Annotated in this window: 15 protein-coding genes and 1 pseudogene; 9 read left to right on the top strand and 7 right to left on the bottom strand. The window is 61.0% G+C overall.

The annotated features are described in order from the left end of the window. Positions 1-118 precede the first annotated feature (118 nt). A complete protein-coding gene (locus tag NL116_RS28580) occupies positions 119-1,207 on the bottom strand; it encodes a calcium:cation antiporter (RefSeq protein ID WP_494374986.1) in 1,089 nt (362 codons plus the stop codon). Positions 1,208-1,506: 299 nt separating this feature from the next. On the opposite strand from NL116_RS28580, the gene NL116_RS28585 reads away from it, so the two are divergent. From NL116_RS28585 to NL116_RS28595, 3 genes are all read left to right on the top strand, one after another. Beyond that, positions 1,507-2,589, top strand: a complete 1,083-nt coding sequence (locus NL116_RS28585) for a BMP family ABC transporter substrate-binding protein (RefSeq protein WP_494374987.1) — start codon at positions 1,507-1,509, stop codon at positions 2,587-2,589. Positions 2,590-2,639: 50 nt separating this feature from the next. Further along, positions 2,640-3,605, top strand: coding sequence for a 2-oxoglutarate and iron-dependent oxygenase domain-containing protein (locus NL116_RS28590; protein ID WP_494374988.1), 966 nt, complete (start codon positions 2,640-2,642; stop codon positions 3,603-3,605). Positions 3,606-3,686: 81 nt separating this feature from the next. Beyond that, complete coding sequence (locus NL116_RS28595) at positions 3,687-4,640, top strand: adenosine deaminase (protein WP_494374989.1); 954 nt, start codon at positions 3,687-3,689, stop codon at positions 4,638-4,640. Positions 4,641-4,757: 117 nt separating this feature from the next. Here NL116_RS28595 and NL116_RS28600 read toward each other — a convergent pair whose 3' ends face one another. From NL116_RS28600 to vimR, 3 genes are all read right to left on the bottom strand, one after another. Beyond that, positions 4,758-6,140 (bottom strand): MFS transporter, encoded by a 1,383-nt coding sequence (locus tag NL116_RS28600; protein WP_494374990.1) that lies wholly within the window; start codon positions 6,138-6,140, stop codon positions 4,758-4,760. 131 nt (positions 6,141-6,271) lie between these two features. Next, positions 6,272-7,006 (bottom strand): ArsR/SmtB family transcription factor, encoded by a 735-nt coding sequence (locus NL116_RS28605; RefSeq protein WP_494374991.1) that lies wholly within the window; start codon positions 7,004-7,006, stop codon positions 6,272-6,274. A gap of 316 nt (positions 7,007-7,322) precedes the next feature. After that, the gene (gene vimR, locus NL116_RS28610; protein WP_494374992.1) at positions 7,323-8,252 is read right to left on the bottom strand and encodes a transcription regulator VimR; all 930 of its coding nucleotides are present in this window, start codon (positions 8,250-8,252) and stop codon (positions 7,323-7,325) included. 118 nt (positions 8,253-8,370) lie between these two features. On the opposite strand from vimR, the gene NL116_RS28615 reads away from it, so the two are divergent. The 3 genes from NL116_RS28615 to NL116_RS28625 all read left to right on the top strand — a co-directional run bounded on the left by NL116_RS28615 (position 8,371) and on the right by NL116_RS28625 (position 10,030). Then, complete coding sequence (locus tag NL116_RS28615; protein ID WP_494374993.1) at positions 8,371-8,664, top strand: putative quinol monooxygenase; 294 nt, start codon at positions 8,371-8,373, stop codon at positions 8,662-8,664. A 31-nt stretch (positions 8,665-8,695) separates the two neighbouring features. Continuing rightward, positions 8,696-9,709, top strand: a complete 1,014-nt coding sequence (locus NL116_RS28620) for a zinc-binding alcohol dehydrogenase family protein (RefSeq protein WP_494374994.1) — start codon at positions 8,696-8,698, stop codon at positions 9,707-9,709. Positions 9,710-9,859: 150 nt separating this feature from the next. Then, entirely contained in the window at positions 9,860-10,030 is a 171-nt protein-coding gene (locus NL116_RS28625; RefSeq protein ID WP_494374995.1) for a hypothetical protein, read from the top strand. 8 nt (positions 10,031-10,038) lie between these two features. Here the strand turns inward: NL116_RS28625 and NL116_RS28630 are convergent, their stop codons facing one another. Both NL116_RS28630 and NL116_RS28635 read right to left on the bottom strand, forming a co-directional pair. Further along, a complete protein-coding gene (locus NL116_RS28630) occupies positions 10,039-11,235 on the bottom strand; it encodes a multidrug effflux MFS transporter (RefSeq protein ID WP_494374996.1) in 1,197 nt (398 codons plus the stop codon). Positions 11,236-11,372: 137 nt separating this feature from the next. Then, the gene (locus NL116_RS28635; RefSeq protein ID WP_494374997.1) at positions 11,373-11,570 is read right to left on the bottom strand and encodes a heavy-metal-associated domain-containing protein; all 198 of its coding nucleotides are present in this window, start codon (positions 11,568-11,570) and stop codon (positions 11,373-11,375) included. 147 nt (positions 11,571-11,717) lie between these two features. Between NL116_RS28635 and NL116_RS28640 the strand changes: the two genes are divergently transcribed. The 3 genes from NL116_RS28640 (at position 11,718) to cueR (ending at position 15,079) form a co-directional block, all read left to right on the top strand. After that, positions 11,718-12,101 (top strand): hypothetical protein, encoded by a 384-nt coding sequence (locus tag NL116_RS28640; RefSeq protein WP_494374998.1) that lies wholly within the window; start codon positions 11,718-11,720, stop codon positions 12,099-12,101. 174 nt (positions 12,102-12,275) lie between these two features. Continuing rightward, the gene (locus NL116_RS28645; protein WP_494374999.1) at positions 12,276-14,666 is read left to right on the top strand and encodes a heavy metal translocating P-type ATPase; all 2,391 of its coding nucleotides are present in this window, start codon (positions 12,276-12,278) and stop codon (positions 14,664-14,666) included. Next, positions 14,666-15,079 carry a Cu(I)-responsive transcriptional regulator gene (gene cueR, locus NL116_RS28650; protein ID WP_494375000.1) on the top strand — a complete coding sequence of 138 codons (414 nt, stop codon included), beginning with the start codon at positions 14,666-14,668 and terminating at the stop codon, positions 15,077-15,079. The genes NL116_RS28645 and cueR overlap by 1 nt, the downstream gene beginning before the upstream one ends. Here the strand turns inward: cueR and NL116_RS28655 are convergent. Continuing rightward, a pseudogene (locus tag NL116_RS28655) lies at positions 15,033-16,251 on the bottom strand (MFS transporter). The gene cueR and the pseudogene NL116_RS28655 sit on opposite strands and share 47 nt — an antisense overlap. Between the last annotated feature and the right edge of the window lie 210 nt (positions 16,252-16,461).

Raw genomic sequence — 16,461 nt, forward strand, 5'->3', positions numbered from 1 at the left:
AGCGAGCTTGCTCGCGATGGCGTCATGTCAGTCAACATTGATGTTGAATGTCAGTCCGCTATCGCGAGCAAGCTCGCTCCCACAGGGGTTCAGTGTCTAGATTTGTTTTGTGGTGTTTTTAGAGACCGAGCAGCGACAACATGATGAATGTCGCGAACAGCACAAAGTGGGTCATCCCTTCGATGGCGTTGGTTTCGCCATCGTTGAGGTTGATCGCGCTGACGATCAACGTCAGGAAAATCATCACCGTCTGCACCGGCGTCATCGCCATCTGGAATGGCTGACCGGTATACAGCGCCATCGCCTCCATCACCGGCACCGTCAGGATCACCGTCGACAGCGACGCGCCCATCGCGATATTGACCACCGACTGCATGCGATTGGCCAATGCCGCGCGCAATGCCGTCAGAATCTCCGGCGCCGCCGAAATAGCCGCCACCAGAATCGCCGTAATCACCGGCGGAGCGCCCGTCCCTTCCAGCCCCAGATCGAGGGTCTTGGACATCACCTCGGCTAGCGCACCAATCACCACCACACCAAACACCAACGTGCCGATACTCAGCGCAACATTGACCGGTTGGACGTCCTCCTCCGGGACTTTGCGGCGGCGTTTTTCCGGGTAGCTGTAGCTGAAAAAGTAACTGTGCGGCCCGACCTGCATCCGCAGGAACAACGCATAGAGCACGACCATCGCACCAATGGTGAAGCCTGAGTACAGCTTCCAGTTGGCCTCGGGAATGAACTCCGGCACCACCATCGACACGCCCATGGCCGTGAGGATCATCACGCTGTAGCTACGCGCCGAATCATCGTTGTAGGACTGCTCGCCGTGCTTGAGCCCGCCCATTAATGCGGCGAGGCCGAGGATGCCGTTGATGTCGAGCATCACCGCAGAGTAGATCGTGTCGCGCACCAGAGTGGACGAAGCCTCGTTGCTCATCATGATCGCCAGGATCACCACTTCCACCAGCACCGCCGCCAGCGTCAGGATCATCGTGCCGTAGGGATCGCCGACTTTTTCCGCCAGCAATTCGGCGTGATGGGCGACGCGCATGGAGGCGGCGACGATGAACGCAATCAACACCAGCCCGGCGCTCAGCGCGACCGGCTGACCGCTGTGAAGCATCCAGTGCTCCAGCGGGTAGGCGACGACGGCGGCAAGCACGGCCAGCAGCAGAAAGGTTTCTTGCTTGAAGTGTGTGAGCATTGCGGGCCTTTTTTGCGCAGTGGGACAAAAGCAGAGTGATGAGCTACTGACTGCGGTGCGGCGCTAACGTTTCGTTACACCTTAGCGCACCAGTGGATGGCAGCCGTGATCGGCCGTGCACTTTTATTGGCCTTGCGGGCCCCTTCGCGAGCAAGCCCGCTCCCACATTAGATCGCGGTCCCCTGTGGAAGCGGGCTTGCCCGCGAAGGCCGCGACTCGGTTGCGGGTTGTTTGTTGTCCTGTTGGTCAGTAATTTGCATTGACCCTGCCAACCTCAAAACAAAATGGAGTTGGAATTCATGCAAAAACGTCCGCTGAAGAAGCTGCTTTGCGCCGTCGCTGCCATCATCGGTCTGAGCGCCAGCCTGGCCGCCAGTGCCACCGACCCGCTGAAAGTCGGCTTCGTCTACATCGGTCCGATTGGTGACCACGGCTGGACGTATCAGCATGAACAGGGGCGCAAGGTGCTGGCCGAGAAATTCGGTTCACAGATCACCACCAACTACGTAGAGAACGTCGCGGAAGGCGCCGACGCCGAGCGGGTGATTCGCAACATGGCCAAGGACAACTACGACCTGATCTTCACCACCTCCTTCGGCTACATGAACCCGACCCTGAAAGTCGCCAGGCAATTTCCCAAGGTGACCTTCGAACACGCCACCGGCTACAAACAAGACAAGAACCTCGGCACCTATCTGGCGCGCACCTATGAAGGTCGCTACGTCGGCGGTTTCCTCGCGGCGAAGATGACCAAGACCAAGAAGATCGGCTATGTCGCCTCCTTCCCGATCCCGGAAGTGATTCGCGACATCAACGCCATTCAACTGGCCCTGAACAAGTACAACCCCGGCACCGAGATCAAAGTGGTGTGGGTCAACTCGTGGTTCGATCCGGGCAAGGAAGCCGACGCCGCCAATGCGCTGATCGACCAGGGCGTGGACGTGGTGTTCCAGCACACCGACAGCCCGGCGCCGATCCAGGCCGCTGAACGTCGCGGCGTGTATGCCGTCGGCTACGCTTCGGACATGGCGCATTTCGGGCCGAAAGCGGTGCTGACGTCCATCGTCAACGACTGGGGCCCGCATTACGTCCAAGCGACCCAAAGCGTGCTCGACCACGCCTGGAAATCTCAGGATTACTGGGGCGGTTTGAAGGAAGGCACGGTTGAGTTGCCGATCAGTGATCTGGTGCCGGCACCGGTGAAAGCCGAAGCCGAGCAGATTATTGCCGAGATCAAAAGCGGTGCGTTCCACCCGTTCACCGGGCCGATCAAGGATCAGGCCGGCGCAGAGAAAATTGCGGCAGGTGCGACGGCCAGCAATACGGAACTGGCGTCGATGAACTACTACGTTGAAGGCATGAAGGCCGAGATTCCGAAGTAATGTTCCGCTCCCGACACACATTCGACTTTCAGCGTTCTTGAGAATTGCGCATGAGCCAACTTCCGATCATCGACATCGCCCCGCTCTACAGCGATGACCAAACCGCCTGGCAATCCGTCGCCAGCCAAATCGACCACGCCTGCCGCGAATGGGGTTTCTTCTACATCAAGGGCCACCCGATTTCCGCGCAACGCATCGCCGCCGTACTCGACCATGCCCAACGCTTCTTCGCCCAACCCACTGCCGAAAAGCTCAAGATCGACATCACTCAAACCCGCCACCATCGCGGCTACGGCGCCATCGCCACCGAACAGCTCGACCCGAGCAAGCCCAGCGATCTCAAAGAAACCTTCGACATGGGCCTGCACCTGCCGGCCGATCACCCTGACGTGTTGGCAGAGAAACCGCTGCGCGGCCCCAACCGCCACCCGTCGATACCCGGTTGGGCAGCGCTGATGGAGCAACACTACGTCGACATGCAGGCCCTCGCCCAAACCCTGTTGCGCGCGATGACGTTGGCACTCGGTATCGAGCGGGACTTTTTCGACAGCCGTTTCAAAGAGCCGGTCAGCGTGCTGCGGATGATCCATTACCCGCCGCGCCACACCGCCAGCTCCGCCGAACAACAGGGCGCCGGCGCCCACACCGATTACGGCTGCATTACCCTGCTGTATCAGGACGCCGCCGGGGGCTTGCAAGTACGCAACGTGAAAGGCGAATGGATCGACGCGCCACCGATCGAGGGCACGTTCGTGGTCAACCTCGGCGACATGATGGCGCGCTGGAGCAACGACCGTTACCTGTCGACGCCGCATCGGGTGATCAGTCCGTTGGGCGTGGACCGTTATTCGATGCCGTTCTTTGCCGAGCCGCACCCCGACACACGCATCGAATGCCTGCCCGGTTGTCAGGATGACGTTCACCCTGCGAAATACCCGGCCACCACCTGCGCCGAATTTCTGCTCTCGCGCTTCGCCGATACCTACGCCTATCGACGGGAACCGGAAGCGGTGTAATCAACCGGCTGGTCAGGTTTTGCTAAATGTTTCTACGGGCATCTGTAGAATGCTCGCCATTGCACCTGATGAGAAAAGACCATGTACGACTGGCTGAACGCCCTGCCCAAGGCAGAACTGCATTTGCACCTCGAAGGTTCGCTGGAGCCCGAGCTGCTGTTCGCCCTGGCCGAACGTAACAAGATCGCCCTGCCGTGGAGCGACGTCGACACCCTGCGCAAAGCGTACGCCTTCAACAACCTGCAAGAATTTCTCGACCTGTATTACCAGGGTGCCGACGTGTTGCGCACCTCGCAGGATTTCTACGACCTGACCTGGGCGTACCTGTTGCGCTGCAAGGCGCAGAACGTGATTCACACCGAACCGTTCTTCGACCCGCAAACCCACACCGACCGTGGCGTACCGTTCGAAGTGGTGCTGAACGGCATTGCCGCCGCCCTCAAGGATGGCGAGCAGCAACTGGGCATCACCAGCGGTTTGATCCTTAGCTTCCTGCGCCACTTGAGCGAAGAAGAAGCGCAGAAAACCCTCGACCAGGCGCTGCCGTTCCGCGACGCATTTGTCGCCGTGGGCCTGGACAGTTCCGAGATGGGACACCCGCCAAGCAAGTTCCAGCGCGTGTTTGACCGTGCCCGTCACGAAGGCTTCCTGACCGTGGCCCACGCCGGTGAAGAAGGCCCGCCCGAGTACATATGGGAAGCCCTCGACCTGCTGAAAATCCAGCGCATCGACCATGGCGTGCGCGCCATCGAAGACGAGCGTTTAATGCAGCGGATCATCGATGAGCAGATCCCGCTGACCGTGTGCCCGTTGTCGAACACCAAGCTCTGCGTGTTCGATCACATGTCCCACCACAACATCCTCGACATGCTTGAGCGCGGCGTGAAAGTGACCGTGAACTCGGATGACCCGGCGTACTTCGGCGGCTACGTGACCGAGAACTTCCATGCGCTGTACACCGATCTGGGCATGACCCAGGATCAGGCCAAGCGCCTGGCGCAAAACAGCCTGGATGCGCGGTTGGTAAAACCGTAAGGCTGCTGAAGATCACATGTGGGAGCGAGCGTGCTCGCGATGACGCCATCACACCCAACATCATTGTTGAATGTAAGGCCGCCATCGCGAGCAAGCTCACTCCCACAGGGATTGTGATTAATTGACGACCACTGCTTCCGTCAACTCCTCCAGCGTCTTCCCCCGCGTCTCCATCCCGAACACCCACACCACCCCCGCCGCAATCGCAAAACACATCGCCCCCAACGCGAAGACCCCGCCCTGCCCGGTCACCGGAAACACCAACCCCGTCACCAACGGACCGAGCAACGATCCCACCCGGCCAATCGCCGAGGCAAACCCCGAGCCCGTGGCGCGTGCCGACGTGGGGTACAACTCCGGCGTGTAGGTGTAGAGCACCGCCCACATGCCGAACAGGAAGAACTGCATCAACAACCCTGAGGCAATCAACAGGCTGACATTGCCGCCAAACACCGCGCTTTGACCGTAGAGAAACGCCATCACACCGCCGCCGAGCAAGGTCACGACGCACACCGGTTTACGCCCCCAACGTTCCACCAGCCAGGCGGCCATGAGGAAACCGGGAATCCCGCCGAGGGAAATCAGCACCGTGTAATACACCGACTGTGTCACGGCAAAACCGGACTGCTGGAGCAAGGCACTGAGCCAGGACGTGAGCCCATAAAAGCCCAGCAAGGCAAAGAACCACACACTCCAGATCATCATCGTGCGCTGGCGATACTGCGGCGACCAGATCTGCCGCAACGCCGAAAAGAAATTACCCGGCGTAGTTGCCACGTGCGGCAGGCGAACCGGTTCAGGCAAATCCGAATGCCCCAACGACACACGCACACGCTCTTCGATCCGTCGCAGCACCGTGTCGGCCGCGGCGTGATGCCCGGCCTGTTCCAGCCAGCGTGGCGACTCGGGAATGAAAAAGCGGATCGCCAGCACAAACACCGCCGGCACCGCCAGAACGAGAAAGATGTCCCGCCAGCCAATCACCGGCAACAGGAAATAGGACAGCACCCCGGCCGCGACGAAACCCAGCGGCCAGAAACCGTCCATCAATGCGATGTAGCGTCCACGCCCTCTGGCCGGGATCAGCTCGGACAGCATCGACTGCGCAATGGGAAACTCCATGCCCATGCCAATGCCCAGAAGGATTCGGAACAAGGTCAGCGTTTCAACGTTCTGTGCCGTGGAACACAGGTAACTGGCGATGCCCCACAGCACGATGCTCCACTGGAACACCGGCTTGCGACCAAAGCGGTCGGCCAACATGCCCGACAGTGAAGCGCCCAGCACCATGCCGAAGAAACTCGAACTGGCCAGCAACCCGGCCTGCGCCGAACTCAGGCCGAACTCGGTTTTGATCGAGCCGAGCAGAAAGGTCATCATCGCCAGATCCATGGAGTCGAAGAAAAACGCCAGGGCAATGATGATGAAAATGATCCGGTGATAACCGCTGATGGGCAGACGTTCCAATCGTTCTGCCGCGCTAAAGCCTCGTGTTTCCATGCCACATCCCCCATCCGAAAGTCCCTGGATCGAGTGTGCGCGATAGCGTCTGGCGGCTATTGCTGGATGCGACCTGTCCACAGCTCTGAACGACGCCTGACCCCGTCGGGAGCAGACGTCGATATCACGCTCTAAAGCGCCATTTCCAGCTCGGTTTCCTTGGCGAAACGATTGATTTCCCGCTGTCCTGCGTCAGTGACTTGCATGGCACGGGATTCGTTGGGCAGGCTCAACCAGCCCGATTGCATGAACAGCTGCAACAACGCCGCACCCAACGAACCGCCCATGTGCGGGCGTCTTTCGCTCCAGTCGGGACACGCACAGGCAACCCTGTTGTTGCGATGAGCCAGCGCCTGGATGAACACACCGCGTTTCGCCAGTTGAGTGGAGCCTTTGTGGGTAACCATGACTCGCTGATCGATCTGTTCAATCCAGCCTGCATCCAGCAATCGCTGGTAAAGGTCGGCGGCCAGGGTGCCGCCCAAGTGGTCGTCGCACAGCCTGGCGCGCAGCAGTGACGAAAGCGCCGTCTGAGGTTTGGCGATGGGGTTGGGGCGCTTGAAAACATCCGGGACTTCCCGTGGCGTACTGGCCAGGGTCGCGCTGGCCAATGCCTCTATGGCCGCGCCGACTTCGGGGGCTGCCAGGCGGAAAAAACGTTTTCGCCCACGAATTTCAACTCTCAACAGACCGCCTGCGGACAGTCGCCCCAAATGTGCGCTGGCCGAAGAGGGTGACAGGCCGGCCAACAACGCCAGCTCTTCGGTTTGCCGCGCCGTGCCGTCCATCAACGCCCACATCATTGCGCTGCGCTTTGGGTCAGCCAGCAACGTGGCGATCTGGCTGATGCAAGGTGCATGTTCCATGTATTCACTCCCTGTTGAATCGTTTCGTCTGCTGCTCAGAGACATCTTGACCAGTAATGTGGCGTCGGCCAAGACGCGGAAACCGCCATAAGCCGGGCAAAGCTCCCCGTTCACCCATGCCAATGCTTCGCTGCCAGGGCAAAGGTCAGGTGCGTGAGCGGAGTGCCAGCCGGCTGGAACGCGGACTCGCCATCGCGAGATCGACGGTGCGTACATGAGGCGGGCGCTAGTATAAGCGGGTTAACCGTCGGTTCCTGCCCTTGGGAAACCGTGGGTGCTGATAGTTCCTGAGAGAAATTTCGCTATTTGCCTGCGACTATTGATCGTTGCCCGATATCGTCGGGAATTGCCTGCTTAAAAGAGCGCATCGGCTGGCAAGCATTTCCCGTAACAGGTTCACAGGCTTACTCAATTGTGCGCGATGGGCGCACAGTAAATTCAGAGGTGCGCGCTCACAGAGCAGTTCTGGCATCAGCACTTTCAACCGTCCGGCGAGCACATCGGCGGCGACATCGAGCCAGGACTTGTAAGCGATCCCGGCGCCGGCCACCGCCCACAGGCGCACCACATCAGCATCGTCACTGAAACGGTCCCCGCTGACGGTCAGGCCAACCTCGCGTTTGCCGTCATGGAAACTCCAGTGATCGTGGACCCGACTGTCGAGCATGAACAACAAACAGTTGTGCTGGGCCAATTGCTCCAGCTGCCGGGGTTCGCCGTGTCTGGCCAGATAACCCGGCGCGGCGCACAGGACGCGGCGGTTCTGCGGGGCGATGGGCAGCGCCACCAGGCTTGAGTCTTCCGGCTCGCCATAGCGCAGGGCGATGTCGACCGGTTGCCGGAACAGATCGGCGATGCGATCCCCCAGCAACAACCGCACGGTCAGTTTCGGGTGCTCGCGCTGAAACTCGTCCAGCCACGGCAGTAACAGGTTGCGGCCGAAGTCCGACGGGGCGGACAACTGCAGAATCCCGCTGACCTGGTCTTGGCCACTGGCGAGCAATCGGCGCCCTTCATCCAGATTGCTCAGGGCCGCCCGGGCATATTCCAGAAAGCCCTCGCCTTCGGCGGTCAGGCGCAGGCTGCGGGTTGACCGCGCGAGCAAGCGTGCGCCGAGTTGTTGCTCGATGCGCTTCAACGCCGCGCTGGCCACCGCCGCCGACATGTCCATCACCCGCGCCGCCGCCGACAGGCTCCCCAGATCCGCAGCGCGGACGAACAGCTGCAAGTCATCGAAACGCAGCATTTTCAGCCTCGATTATCAAAAAAATATTGAAAGAGACTGCTCTTTTAGCGGGTTTTATCTTGCGGCGAAATAGCCAATCATCTGTGCCATCGAATTCATCACGCTCCCGGAGTCGTCCATGTCCCAGCCATTTACCGCCATCGCCACCCTTATCGCCAAAGCCGGCCAGCAAGACGCTCTCGAACAGCACCTGCGTGCGCTGCTGGAACCGACCCGCGCCGAAGCCGGTTGCGGCCAATACGATCTGCACCAGGACCTCGCCAATCCCCTGGCCTTTTACATGATCGAGCAATGGAGCAGCGACCAAGCCCTGCAAGCGCATGACGCCAGCGCCCACATCCAGAACTTCCGGGCCAAGGCCGGCGACTTCCTCGAACACTTCGACCTCAAGCGCCTGCGTAACGTGGCCTGATCTTCCTTTATCAACGTTCGGAGTACCCTGGATGAAAGCCATTGCTTACTACACCTCGTTGCCAATCAGCGACGAACACTCCCTGCAAGACATCGAACTGCCAGAACCGGTCGCCGGCCCTCGCGACCTGCTGGTGGAGGTCAAAGCCATCTCGGTCAACCCGGTGGACACCAAGGTGCGTCAAAACGTCCAGCCTGAAGCAGGCGCAGCCAAGGTGCTGGGTTGGGACGTGGCCGGTGTGGTCACGGCCGTCGGCAGCGACGTGACCTTGTTCAAGGTCGGCGACAACGTTTTTTACGCGGGCTCCATCGCCCGTGCCGGCGGCAATAGCGAACGCCATGTGGTGGATGAGCGGATCGTGGGTCACATGCCGAAAACCCTCGGTTTCGCCGAAGCCGCCGCACTGCCGCTGACTGCCATCACCGCTTGGGAATTGCTCTTTGAACGCCTGCAAGTGCGCGAAGGCAACACCGATGAAGGCCAGAGTCTGCTGATCGTCGGCGCGGCCGGCGGCGTGGGTTCGATCCTTACGCAACTGGCCAGCCAGCTCACCGGGCTTAACGTCATCGGCACCGCCTCCCGTCCGCAGACCCAGGACTGGGTGCGTGAATTGGGGGCGAACCTGGTGATCGATCACAGCCAGCCGCTGAGCGACGAACTCAAGCGTGCCGGTGTGGACTTTGTGACCCATGTCGCCAGCCTGACCCAGACCGAACAGCATCTGGACCAATTGGTCGAAGCGCTGGCGCCGCAAGGCAAACTGGCGCTGATCGACGATCCCAAGTCGCTGGACGTGACCAAGCTCAAACGCAAGAGCCTGTCGCTGCACTGGGAGTTCATGTACACCCGCTCGCTGTTCGAAACCGCCGACATGATCGAGCAGCACACGCTGCTCAACCGCGTTGCCGGGCTGATCGACGCCGGCACGTTAAAAACTACGGTCGGCGAGCACTTCGGCACCATCAACGCGGCTAACCTGCGCCGTGCACATGCCTTGTTGGAAAGCGGCAAAGCCAAGGGCAAGGTTGTGCTGGAAGGCTTCTGAAACATGCTGAAACGGTGTCGTCCAGCAATGGACGACACCGTCAGTCCGAAGGTTGACCACTGTCACAATAGCGATCGCGTTCGGGTCTACAATCGAAATCTCTGCGGCACAATCTTTACGTAGCATCTTTTTCGAGAGGAGAGATCAGCAATGAAGATCCTGATAAAAGAAGTGGCTAAATCTCAGTGGCAGGTCCGTCTGGACCAACATGCAGTGACGTTCCGCAGTGAAGCCGAAGCACTGGCCTTTACCCGAACCCTCGAAGCCCGCCTGTACGCCCCCCACCAGATTCCTGGTCGCCAGCAGCGCGCTGCTGGCTGAACCCGTCATCAGACCTGGGCTTGCGCCAGCGCCCGGGCATTTTGCAAGCGCCGGGTGAGCATTGCAGCGCTTACCACTAACAGTCCGCACAAGCTGATGACCAACGCCATCGGCACGGCGCTGCCATCGTGTAAAACGCCGACCAGCGCAGCCGCGCCGGCCGCGACGGTGAACTGCAGGCACCCGAGCAATGCCGACGCACTGCCAGCGCGGGCGCCCTGCCCGTTCATGGCGCACGCAGACGCATTGGGGAGGATGCAGCCGAGGCTGGAAATGCAAATAAACAGCGGGATCAGCAACGGCCATAAGTGCTCAGGGTGCAGCGCACTGACGGCGAGCAGCGCCAGGCCGGCTGCCAGGTAAACCCACACAGCACGCGCCAGCAGGAACGCCGGCCCACGCTTCGCGAGAAGTCGCGCGTTGACTTGCGCCACCAGAATGAACCCCGCCGCGTTGGTGCCGAACAGCCAGCCGAAATGCTCGGCCGGTACACCGTAGAGTTTGATGAACACGAACGGGGATCCGGCGATGTAGGAAAACATCCCGGCGATGGCGATGCCACCCGTCAGCGCGTGACCGAGATAGACCCGGTCGGACACCAGGCGACCGTACTGCCGCAAGGCACCCGACAACGGCTGACGTGGCATATGCGCGGGAAGGCTTTCCGGCAACCCGAGTGCCACGGCCAAGCCGGCCAGGGCACTGAAACCGGACAACGCCAGGAAGATCGACTGCCAACCCGTGGTGTTGACCAGCAAGCCGCCGAGCATCGGCGCGAGGATCGGCGCCAGGCCCATGACCAGCATCAGTTGCGAATAAACTTTCGCCGACCCCACGGCGTCGCATTTATCGCTGACCACCGCACGCGAAATCACCATCCCCGCACAACCGCCCAACGCCTGGACAAAACGCGCACCGATCAGCCATTCGAGGTTCGGCGCATAGGCGCAGGCCAGTGAAGCGAGGGTGAACAGACCGACCCCGGTCAGCAACGGGATACGTCGCCCAAAACGATCCGCCACCGGACCATACGCCAGTTGACCAATCGACAAACCGAGAAAGTACGCCGCCAGGGTCAGTTGAACGTGTTTTTCATCGGTGCCAAAGGCCAGCGCCATGGCCGGGAAGGCGGGCAGATAGAAGTCGATCGCCAGCGGACCGAAAGCGGTCAGGGCGCCAAGAATCAAAATGGTACGGAAATTCATCAGGCATCCAGTTGAGCATGGGTCGGCAGGCCCCACAGTCTAGCCGCGCATGAACGCCTTGAACATTCCGATAGCTCGCTAACTATTAAAAACCCGCTGAATGAATGCAGATCCCCCTACAGGGGGATTGCAGTGGGTCAGGCGACTTTGGCTTCGTAGCCTTCTTCCGTGATCGCAGCGATCACTTGCTCAACCGTCAGCGAGCTCTCGACCCCGACTTCCCTGGCCGCCAGATCAACCCGCACGCTGGCCGCCGGATCCTTGGCCTGCACCGCCTGGGTAATGGCTTTGACACAGTGACCGCAAGACATGCCCTGAACGTTGAATACTTGCATGGTGTGGCTCCTTTATTGAGGTTGCGAGCAGTCTCGAGTTTGCCACCATGGCAAGGTCAAGTTCTTCAACAATCTGCCGGGCTGGCATTCGGCGGCGCGCTCGGCCAAGCTGCGTGCATCAATGACTCGATTTCAGGAGATTCAGCCATGCGCTGGTCAGCTCTCAGCCTGTTTGGCTTGCTCAGCCTCTTTGCCGCGACACCTTCGGTTCAAGCCGCCGGGGAGGACTATGGCGTACTGATCATCTCCCGCGAGCGCCTGGAAGTCGCGACCTCCTGCGAAATCGGTGTGTACATCCAGGATCAACTGTCCGCACGACTGTTCCAGGAGCAAAGCACCTCGTTCAATCTGCCGCCGGGCACTGTGTCCCTGCGCCTCAAACTGCTGCCGGGCCAGGTGCCGGGTTGCAACCCGGGCATGCTCGCGCCGGGTTCGCAGATCATCTCGCTCAAGGCCGGGGACGTATTGAAGTTCCGGATTGCGATGACGCAGGAAGGGATGTACCTCAAACGCGCTTCTCTCGAATACTGACGCAGATCCCTGTAGGAGTGAGCCTGCTCGCGTTAGCGGCGTGTCAGCAAAAGAGATATTGACTGATCCACCGCTATCGCGAGCAGGCTCGCTCCTACAGTTTTAGATGGGTGCTTGACCTTGCCCGCATGGCAAGGTTGATCCTGTAGGCATCTACTACAGGGAGCGCGACCGATGTCCGAATCCACCACGTTCGATCTGCCGATTGCCGGCATGACCTGCGCCAGTTGCGCCGGGCGTGTCGAACGCGCCTTGAGCAAAGTCATCGGCGCCACTGCCGTCAGCGTCAACCTGGCCACCGAACAGGCCCGCGTCCAGGCACCGAGCGACAGCTTGCCCGCATTGATGGAGGCTGTTGAACAGGCCGGTTACAGCGTGCCCCGCCACAGTCTGGAACTGAGCATCGACGGCATGACCTGCGCCTCGTGCGTCGGCCGGGTCGAACGTGCGCTGGCCAAGGTGCCGGGGGTCCAGAGCGTCAGCGTCAACCTGGCCAACGAACGCGCCCACCTCGAACTGCTCGGCCAGATCGATCCGCAGACCTTGATCGCCGCAGTGGCCAAGGCCGGTTACGCCGCCAGCGTCTGGGAAGCCGAACACCCACCCACCGACACTCAACAACAGCGCCTGCACCGTGAGCGTTGGGCGTTGATCATGGCCCTCCTCCTCGCCTTGCCGCTGGTGCTGCCGATGTTGCTGCAACCGTTCGGCGTGCACTGGATGCTTCCCGCGTGGGCACAATTCGCCCTGGCAACGCCGGTGCAATTCATCTTCGGTGCACGTTTTTATGTGGCAGCCTGGAAAGCCGTGCGCGCCGGTGCCGGGAATATGGATTTGCTGGTCGCCCTCGGCACCAGCGCGGGTTACGGCCTGAGTCTTTACGAATGGGCCACCGCCGCCGGGCGTATGCCCCACTTGTATTTCGAAGCCTCGGCCGTGGTGATTGCCTTGGTCCTGCTCGGCAAATACCTGGAAAGCCGCGCCAAGCGCCAGACCGCCAGCGCCATTCGCGCCCTCGAAGCCTTGCGTCCGGAGCGGGCGATTCAGGTGATCGAGGGGCGCGAGCGAGACGTCGCCATCAGTGCCCTTCGCCTTAATGACCTGGTCATGGTCAAACCCGGTGAACGCTTCCCGGTGGACGGCGAAGTGGTCGAAGGTCAGAGCCACGCGGACGAAGCGCTGATCAGCGGTGAAAGCCTGCCGGTGCCCAAGCAACCGGGGGACAAGGTGACCGGCGGCGCGATCAATGGTGAAGGCCGATTGTTGGTGCGCACCCAGGCCTTGGGCGCGGAAACCGTGTTGGCGCGCATCATTCGTCTGGTCGAAGACGCCCAGGCCGCCAAGGCACCGATCCAGAAACTGGTGGATAAAGTCAGTCAGGTGTTCGTGCCCACTGTTCTGCTGATCGCGTTAGCGACGTTCATCGGCTGGTGGCTGTACGGCGCGCCGATTGAAACTGCATTAATCAATGCCGTTGCGGTGTTGGTGATCGCCTGCCCGTGCGCCCTGGGGCTGGCCACACCGACTGCAATCATGGCCGGGACCGGCGTGGCCGCACGTCACGGGATTCTGATCAAAGACGCCGAAGCGCTGGAACGCGCGCACGAAGTCAGCGCGGTGGTGTTCGACAAGACCGGCACACTGACCTCGGGCGCACCGCGCATTGCGCATTTGACGGCCATCGACAGTGACGAAGCCGCCCTGCTGCAAATGGCCGGCGCGCTGCAACGGGGCAGCGAACACCCGTTGGCCAAAGCCGTGTTGGACGCCTGCGCCGAACGCGGTTTAAGCGTGGCGGATGTCAGCGACAGCCAATCGCTGACAGGTCGAGGCATCGCCGGCACGCTTGAGGGTCGTCGACTGGCATTGGGCAATCGTCGTCTATTGGAAGAGAGTGCTTTAAACGCCGGTTCATTGGCAGACTCGGCAACTGCCTGGGAAACCGAAGGCCGAACCCTGTCCTGGCTGATCGAGCAAAGCCCTGAACCGACAGTGCTCGGCCTCTTTGCCTTCGGTGACACCCTCAAACCCGGCGCCCTGCAAGCCGTGCAACAGCTCAGCGCACGACACATCAGCAGCCACCTGCTGACCGGTGACAACCGTGGCAGTGCCAAAGTCGTCGCCGAGGCGCTGGGCATCACCGACGTGCATGCCGAAGTGCTGCCCGCCGACAAAGCCGCCACCGTTGCCGAACTGAAAAAAACCGGCGTGGTGGCGATGGTCGGCGATGGCATCAACGACGCTCCGGCGCTGGCGGCGGCGGACATCGGCATCGCCATGGGTGGCGGCACCGACGTGGCCATGCACGCGGCCGGGATCACGCTGATGCGTGGCGATCCACGGCTGGTGCCGGCGGCGCTGGAGATCAGCCGCAAGACCTACGCGAAGATCCGGCAGAATCTGTTCTGGGCGTTCGTCTATAACCTGATCGGCATTCCGCTGGCGGCGTTCGGTTTCCTCAACCCGGTGCTGGCCGGGGCGGCCATGGCGTTGTCGAGCGTCAGCGTGGTGAGCAATGCGTTACTGTTGAAAACCTGGAAGCCCAAGGACCTGGAGGACAATTGATGAACATCGGTCAAGCAGCCCGTCAAAGCGGCCTGAGCGCAAAGATGATCCGTTACTACGAGTCCATCGGCCTGCTCAAGGCCGCTCATCGCACCGACAGCGGCTATCGGGTTTATGGCGCCGATGACCTGCACACGCTGGCCTTTATCAAGCGTTCCCGGGACTTGGGGTTTTCCCTGGAAGAGGTCGGCAAGCTGCTGACCCTCTGGCAGGACCGCCATCGCGCCAGCGCCGACGTGAAGGCCCTGGCCCGTCAGCACATCGACGAACTGAACCAGAAGATCCGCGAACTCGGCCAGTTGCGCGATACCCTGCAAGACCTGGTCGAGCATTGCCAGGGCGACCATCGCCCTGACTGCCCGATCCTCAAGAACCTGGCGTCGGGCTGCTGCGCCGAACCTGTTCGCTCCTGATCGCCAGGCCCTTCACCACCAGCAACGTGGTGAGGGGAATGCCGTGGAACAGCAACACCACCGCACCCGGCGTCCACCACGAATAAAACGGCGCGGCGATCAACATGCCGACGCCGAAGCCGGTCATTTGCAGCAGGGTCAGGAGGCTGAAAATCGGCAAACGCAGACTGTCCGGTTCACGTTGCAGGCGCGACATCAGGCCGACTTCCGAGAAACCGTCCCCCAACCCCGCCGGCAACGAGAACAGCAGCAAACCGTAAAGCGTCTGCTGCTGAAACATCAGGATGAAGCCGCAGGACATCAGCAACACGCTGAAGAAAAATCGCCGCTCCAGATTGACGTTGTCCGAGCCTTTCAGGCGACTGGCGATTCGCGCGCCGATCAGTTTGCCGCCGGCCCAAACCGCCAGCGCCAGGCCCAGCGTGGTGCTGGCGGATTCGGGGGTCAGTAGTTTGGAAACGATGGGCAACCCCACGTTGTGCGCGGCACTGCCAAGGGTGTCGGCCATGGTGACCGCGAGCATCGCGGCCACGACCGGTGCGCTGCGCAACCCTTGGCGCAGGGCCGGCCATTCGCCGCCCTTGTGGGCCGATTCATCTCTGGCCACCGGGACGGAAAAGCGCAGCGGCAGGATGAACAACGCCGCCAACAGATACGTCACCACATTCAGCGCAAACACCGTTTCAAACCCAAACGCCGCCACCAATAGCCCCGCCACCAGACTGCCGCCGACCATCGCGGCCGACGATGCGGAGGTGATCCAGGCATTGGTCTTGAGCAAGTGTTCGCCATCGATCAAGTGCGGCAGTTGACTGTTCAGGCCGATGGCAAACATCGAGTTGCCGAAGCCCAGACCGAATGCGATGACGGGGAGTAGCAGCGCCTGTTGATCAACCGGCAGCACCAGCAACAAGCCGAGCAAACCTGCACGCAGCAGGTCGAAGGCGATCAATGGCATGCGCCCTCCCCCAACGACGATAGAACGCGGTGCCGATCAGACTGGCGAAAATCCCTCCGCCGACACGGCTGGCGAGGAAAATGCCGACACTCATGGCGCTGTTGCTGAGCAGGTAAACGTAAGTGGCCAGGGCGACCATATTGAGGAAGGCGCCAAAGTCCGAAACCAGACGGGCGGCGATGATCAGTCGGGCGTTGCGGGTGGAGGCGTTCACATTCAATCCTTGAGTGTGGGAAGTCCGGGAAACCCAAAACTCAGCTACACCGAAAGCCCAATGTGGGAGCGAGCTTGCTCGCGATGAGGCCGTCCCATTCAACATCATTGTCGCCTGACAGTCCGCTATCGCGAGCAAGCTCGCTCCCACAGTAGTTATGAGTGTTTGGAAAATTCGGGGCACTACAAAAAACCCGGCCGAAGCCGGGTT

It is taken from the genome of Pseudomonas sp. FBCC-B1667, assembly GCF_059133255.1.

Coding starts and splice junctions, on each gene's coding strand:
- NL116_RS28580 (WP_494374986.1), bottom strand. CDS start 1,207: ATGCTCACACACTTCAAGCAAGAAACCTTTCTGCTGCTGGCCGTGCTT.
- NL116_RS28585 (WP_494374987.1), top strand. CDS start 1,507: ATGCAAAAACGTCCGCTGAAGAAGCTGCTTTGCGCCGTCGCTGCCATC.
- NL116_RS28590 (WP_494374988.1), top strand. CDS start 2,640: ATGAGCCAACTTCCGATCATCGACATCGCCCCGCTCTACAGCGATGAC.
- NL116_RS28595 (WP_494374989.1), top strand. CDS start 3,687: ATGTACGACTGGCTGAACGCCCTGCCCAAGGCAGAACTGCATTTGCAC.
- NL116_RS28600 (WP_494374990.1), bottom strand. CDS start 6,140: ATGGAAACACGAGGCTTTAGCGCGGCAGAACGATTGGAACGTCTGCCC.
- NL116_RS28605 (WP_494374991.1), bottom strand. CDS start 7,006: ATGGAACATGCACCTTGCATCAGCCAGATCGCCACGTTGCTGGCTGAC.
- vimR (WP_494374992.1), bottom strand. CDS start 8,252: ATGCTGCGTTTCGATGACTTGCAGCTGTTCGTCCGCGCTGCGGATCTG.
- NL116_RS28615 (WP_494374993.1), top strand. CDS start 8,371: ATGTCCCAGCCATTTACCGCCATCGCCACCCTTATCGCCAAAGCCGGC.
- NL116_RS28620 (WP_494374994.1), top strand. CDS start 8,696: ATGAAAGCCATTGCTTACTACACCTCGTTGCCAATCAGCGACGAACAC.
- NL116_RS28625 (WP_494374995.1), top strand. CDS start 9,860: ATGAAGATCCTGATAAAAGAAGTGGCTAAATCTCAGTGGCAGGTCCGT.
- NL116_RS28630 (WP_494374996.1), bottom strand. CDS start 11,235: ATGAATTTCCGTACCATTTTGATTCTTGGCGCCCTGACCGCTTTCGGT.
- NL116_RS28635 (WP_494374997.1), bottom strand. CDS start 11,570: ATGCAAGTATTCAACGTTCAGGGCATGTCTTGCGGTCACTGTGTCAAA.
- NL116_RS28640 (WP_494374998.1), top strand. CDS start 11,718: ATGCGCTGGTCAGCTCTCAGCCTGTTTGGCTTGCTCAGCCTCTTTGCC.
- NL116_RS28645 (WP_494374999.1), top strand. CDS start 12,276: ATGTCCGAATCCACCACGTTCGATCTGCCGATTGCCGGCATGACCTGC.
- cueR (WP_494375000.1), top strand. CDS start 14,666: ATGAACATCGGTCAAGCAGCCCGTCAAAGCGGCCTGAGCGCAAAGATG.